General features: G+C 44.7%; 1 protein-coding gene. It reads left to right on the top strand.

The window, feature by feature from the left end; all coding sequences use genetic code 11:
• A partial coding sequence (locus tag ACXM1Q_RS08675; RefSeq protein WP_458517729.1) for a G5 domain-containing protein occupies positions 1–5,682 on the top strand: 5,682 nt, incomplete at its 5' end.
• Positions 5,683–6,199: the final 517 nt, after the last annotated feature.

Raw genomic sequence — 6,199 nt, 5'->3', positions numbered from 1 at the left:
ACGTTTAACCGTCAGGTTCAGCGCTTCTCGCTTCGGAAGTACTCTTATGGTACAGCATCTGTACTATTAGGGACTTTCCTTTTTGCAGGGCAAAATGTTCAAGCAGATAGTGCTGCACCAGTAGATACAGATTCTACACCAGCATCAGCCTCTGCAGAATCTACGGTTGTTGTAGAATCGACGGCCCCTCAAGAGGCGTCTGTATATGTGGCAGAGCCTGTATTACCAGCAACTCCTACGGTTTCAGAAGTAGAATCGACAGCTGTTCCTGAGACTTCTACTGTTGAAACTACAGAAGACTCTGCGAAAAAATCTGCACCAGTAGAGGCGGATTCCACATCTGTAAATGCAGAGAGTGTTGAAGTACCGACTGACAAGGAGCAGCCAGCAGGGGCTTCGGCTTTTCGTTCTGCAGTTTTACGGGCAGCACAGGCAGATGAAGTTCAGGTATACAGTCAGGTTCAGAGTTTTTCTGATAAACCGGGCGGAACGATTTCGGACTTTAAGGGTTATGTGATAAAGAGTGCCCATACGCCGACAACAGATAATATCCGCTTTGAATTTGATTATACGCCAACAATTGCGGCTGGACGGACGACAGAGGTTCCCTTTGTGTTTGGGATTGGTTATTCGGCTAACTTTAAACTATTGCCAAATAGCCTTAAAGTAAATGGGCAAACAGTTCCGTATTATAAGTCAGATAATGGTTCTGATTGGTACTGGTCTTCTGGTCAGAAAGTTCGTATCGGTCAAAAAAATAGAGTAGAATTTGTAGCGCAAGCAGTTACAGAAAAAATTCGCTATAGTAATGTTAACCCAACGATTGGTACAGCCAATACAGGGAACTACAACCGTTTCTTCTATCCTCTATCAGGTGATGCTATTGTTCGGAATACAACGACTGGTACTGTAAGCTTTGATGCCAAGAAATTCCAGGAAACGATTGAGGAAATTGAAGGTCCTAAGGTACCAGAGCCTAAAGTTGAAACTTCTGCAATTCCGTTTACAACAGAATACAAGGCAGATGAAAGCCTAGAAGTCAATACTCAGGTGACAGAGCGTGAGGGTGTAGATGGTGAACAGACAATCACGACCACCTATAAAAAAGAAGGTACAGAGATTGTTGAAACCAAGGGTGAGCCAGTCGTTACCAAAGAACCGGTTGCGAAGATTGTTAAAGTTGGTACGAAGCCAACTGTTGTAACAGAAACAATCGAGTTTAAGACAGTTTACCAAGATGATCCAAGTATGAATCCTACTGATCCAGAAGTGGTTGTCACGGAAGGAAAAGCGGGTCAAAAGACAACGACCACAACGTATCGCTTGGATGAAAAGACAGGGACTGTCACTCCCAATACTCCAACAGAAGAAGTTGTAGCAGCAGTGGATCGTGTTGTTCGTCGTGGTGTTGGTCAAGAAAGCAAGATTGCTTTTGAAACGACTTATGTAGCCAATGAGAATTTGGAAGCTGGTCAGCAAGAAGTTGTGACAGAAGGTGTGGAAGGAACACGCCATTCAAATGGAGAAGTTCTTAAGGAGCCTGTAACTAAGGTTGTTCAAGTTGGAACAAAACCAAAAGTGGACGAAAAAGTACTTCCTTATAATGTTTATTATCGTGGCCTTGAAGATCGTCCGCTTGGTGCAGAATCAATCGCGAATACGGGAGTTAAGGGATTGGAACGAACTACAACAACTTATACCCTCAATACAGTGACGGGTGAAGTAACAGCTAATGAACCGACGACTGTTCTAGTTCGTAAAGTGATTGATCGCCTGATTAGTTTAGGAACCATGCCAACAGTTGAAGTGACTGCTATTGCCTTTGAGACGACTTATGAAGAAGATCCAAATATGAAGGCGGCAGATCCAGAAGTAGTTGTAACAGAAGGAAAAGACGGTCAGAAGACGGTTACAACAACTTACAGTGTTGATCGAAATACAGGAGTGATTACTCCAAATACCCCAACTGAAGAAGTTGTAGCAGCAGTGAACCGAGTTGTTCGTCGTGGTGTCGGTCAAGAAAGCAAGATTGCCTTTGAAACCACCTATGTAGCCAATGAGAATTTGGAAGCTGGCCAACAAGAAGTTGTGACAGAAGGTGTGGAAGGTGTCCGTCAGCCGAATGGTACAGTTTCTCAAGAACCTGTTACAAAAGTCGTTCAAGTTGGAACCAAGCCAAAAGTTGAAGTGACGACTATTGCCTTTGAGACGACTTATGAAGAAGATCCAAATATGAAGGCAACAGACCCAGAAGTGGTTGTCACAGAAGGTAAAGAGGGTCAAAAGACCGTTACAACAACTTATAGCTTGGATGAAAAGACAGGAGCTGTGACTCCAAATGCTCCAACTGAAGAAGTTGTAGCAGCAGTGAACCGGGTTGTTCGTCGTGGTGTTGGTCAAGAAAGCAAGATTGCCTTTGAAACAAGATATATGGCCAATGAAGGACTTGAGGCTGGTCAACAAGAAGTAGTGACTGCTGGAGTTGAAGGTGTTCGCCATCCAAATGGTACAGTTTCTCAAGCTCCTGTAACCCAGGTTGTTCAAGTTGGAACCAAGCCAAAAGTTGAAGTGACTGCTATTGCCTTTGAGACGGTTTATCAAGATGATGCCAGCATGAAGGCAACCGATCCGGAAGTGGTTGTCACAGAAGGTAAAGAGGGTCAAAAGACGGTTACGACAACTTACAGCTTGGATGAAAAGACAGGAGCTGTGACACCAAATGCTCCAACGGAAGAAGTTGTAGCAGCAGTGAATCGGGTTATTCGCCGTGGTACAGGTCAAGAAAGCAAGATTGCCTTTGAGACTCTCTATTTGGCAAGTTCAGATTTAGAAGCTGGTAAGCAACAGGTAGTGACTGCTGGGGTTGAAGGTATCCGTCATCCAAATGGTCAAGTGACCTTGCTTCCTGTGAACCAGGTTATCCAAGTGGGTGTGAAACCAAAAGTTGAAGTGACGACTATTGCCTTTGAGACGGTTTATCAAGATGATGCCAGCATGAAGGCAACCGATCCAGAAGTGGTTGTCACAGAAGGTAAAGACGGTCAGAAGACGGTTACAACAACCTATAGCTTGGACAGCAAGACTGGTCAAATCAGCGACAATGCTCCAACAGAAGTGCTTGTTTCAGCAGTGAATCGAGTGATTCGCCGTGGTACAGGTCAAGACAGTAGCTTGCCATTTAAGACAGTTTACTTGGCTACAACTAGCCTAGAGGCAGGTCAGAAGCAAGTTGTATCAGCTGGAGTTGAGGGCGTTCGCCATCCAAATGGAAGCATCACCAAAGAAGCGGTGGCTGAATTGGTTCAAGTCGGTGTGAAACCTCTTGTAGTTGTAGAAACACTTCCATACCAAACGGTTTACCAAGAAGATAGCCAGATGAAGGCGACAGATGGTGAAGTTTTGGTTCAAGCTGGACAAGCTGGTCAAAGACGTACAACAACAGCCTATGTTCTCGATGAGAAGACAGGTTTGGTTACAGCTCAGACCCCAGTAGTTGAAGAAGTGGCAGCCCGTGATCAAGTGATTAAGCGTGGTGTTGGTCAAGAGACTGCTATTCCATTTACGACAGTTTACTTGGCAACAGCAGAGCTAGAAGCTGGTCAGAAGCAAGTGCTAGTAGTAGGTCAGGCTGGTCTTCGCCATCCAAATGGCAGTGTCTTGAAAGAAGCAGTAGTTGAGTTGGTTCAAGTTGGTGTGAAACCGCTAGTAGTTGTAGAAGTACTTCCATACCAAACGGTTTACCAAGAAGATGCCAGCATGTTAGCGACTGATTCAGAAGTCTTGGTTCAAGCTGGACAAGCAGGTCAGAGACGTACAACAACAACCTATGTTCTCGATGAGAAAACAGGTTTGGTTACAGCTCAGACACCAGTAGTGGAAGCAACAGCAGCCCGTGATCAAGTGATCAAACGTGGTGTTGGTCAAAACACAGAAATTCCATTTACGACAGTTTACTTGGCAACAACAGACTTGGAAGCTGGTCAGCAACAAGTTCTAGTAGCCGGTCAAGCTGGTCTTCGTCATCCAAATGGTAGCGTGACACGAGAAATGCTTCCAGCTATGATTCAAGTGGGTACGAAACCACTGGTGGTGACAGAGGTTCTGAAGAACCAAACAGTTTATCAAGATGATGCTAGCATGTTAGCGACTGATCCAGAAGTTGTGGTGCAAGCCTGTCAAGCTGGTCAACGTGTCAGCACAACGGCTTATAGCTTGGATCTTGCCACTGGTGAGGTGAAAGCTTTGGAACCAGTTGTTGTAGAAACAGCAGCGGTTGACCGTGTCATTAAGCGTGGTGTTGGTCAAACGACAACACTTCCATTTGCAACCCACTATGTAGCAGACGCTAGTCTAGCAGCAGGTGAGAAGAGTGTTCGGATTGCTGGCCAAGCTGGTCTTCGCCATCCAAACGGCAGCATCATCAAGGAAGTGGTCGCTCAGGTTGTAGCTGTGGGAACTCGTCCAAGTCAACGGACTGAAACGGTAGCTTACTCAACTCGCTACCTAGAAGCTAAGGATATGGTAGCGAATAGCCGTCGTACCTTGGTTGAAGGTCAGACTGGTCAGAAGACTTATACAGTCTTGTATGTCTTGGATTCAGCGACAGGTGAAGTTATCGCTCAGCCAGAAACCGAATCCTTGACGATGAAAGCAGTGGCGGAAGTGATTGAAGTTGGTGTACAACCTTCTACAAGAACAGCAGATGTAGCCTTCGCAACTGTTTACCAAGAAGACCTTGAGATGGAAGCTGGCAAGCAGTCGGTTGCCCAGGCAGGTCAGTTAGGTCTTGATACCTATACGACAGTGTATGTCTTGGATACAGCAACTGGTCAGGCTGTCGCTCAACCAGAAACAGTAGAGCGAACTACTCAACCAGTTACTCAGCTTGTTCGAGTTGGCGTGAAGCCATTGGTGGTTGAGACTGAGTTAGGCTTTGAGACTGTTTACCAAGAAGATCCGAAGATGTTGCCAACCGATAAAGAAGTTGTGCTTGTTGAGGGTCGCGTTGGTAAAGAGACACGGACAACTCGTTATGTCTTGAATATTCAAACAGGTCAAGTGACTGCTCAAGAGCCACTAGTTGAACGGGTCGAGGCAGTGAACCGTGTGGTGAAACGTGGTGTTGGTCAAACTAGCCCAATCGCCTTTAAGGTTATCTATAAAGGTGATGTGACTCTGGAAGCTGGTAAGCGTCTTGTAGACCAAGAAGGTCAAGAGGGAGTTCGCCATCCAGATGGATCTGTTTTGAAAGAAGCAGTTGATCAGTTGATTCGTGTTGGTCTAAAACCAGTTGAGACAGTTGTTGAGATTCCATTTGAGGAGAAAGTCGTCGAAGATCCGACACTTCCATTGGGTCAAATCTGTGTTGAAGTTGAGGGTGTAGCCGGTAAAGAAATCAAGCGGATTACTTATACCCTTGATCCTGAGACAGGTGAAGTTACAGCTCATGAGACAGTTGAAACGGTTGCGGCAGTGACTCGTCTTGTCCGCAAGGGTACCAAGGTGGCAGAAGTTTGCCCACCAGAAGCCCCAGTTGTTGAGGCAGCTCCTCAAGAAGCTGAGGTTAAGGTTCTTCCAAATACAGGTACTAGCGATTCTGCAGGTCTCCTTCTAGCTGGAGGATTGGCAGGATTAGCAGGTCTTGGATTGGCCGTTAAAAAACGGGAAGAAGATTCCTTATAATCATAAATGATTGAAGAGACTAGGTAAAAGCTAGTCAATAACTGAAAACCATAGGTAGATTGTACTTGTTCTTCGTCAAGTAATGCCAATCTGCCTGTGGTTTTTTATGTTTTATACAGGGCTAACCTCCTTTGATAATAGTCTACAAATTGGTTCACAGAACCTGTTTTATGAGTTTCAGGAATGTCTCAAGCAAGGGCTATGTATTTCTAGGTAGATCAGGAAATGATCGAGCTTGCTGATTTTTTAGTAAACCTTTTAATTAATAAAGGTTGACAGTTTTTTTGGTTTTCGTTATAGTGGGTATCAAAAGAAATAGCGGGGTATAGGTTTCCCAGAACTAAGACAATCGATGATGAATCGGATGATTTTCTTAGGTTGTTTACACCTGCTTTTATAGTCATTTAGTTTTTAAATAGTATGTTATCGCATCAGTTATAGAGTCCATTTTACGAAGTAATTCTGTAACTGATTTTTTTAAAATAGCCCAGCTTTTTTCAATAGGATTTAATTCTGG

It is taken from the genome of Streptococcus sp. 10F2 (assembly GCF_054331515.2).
The sequence above is the reverse complement of the archived record's forward strand: the minus strand, read 5'-3'. Positions and strand labels throughout refer to the sequence as shown.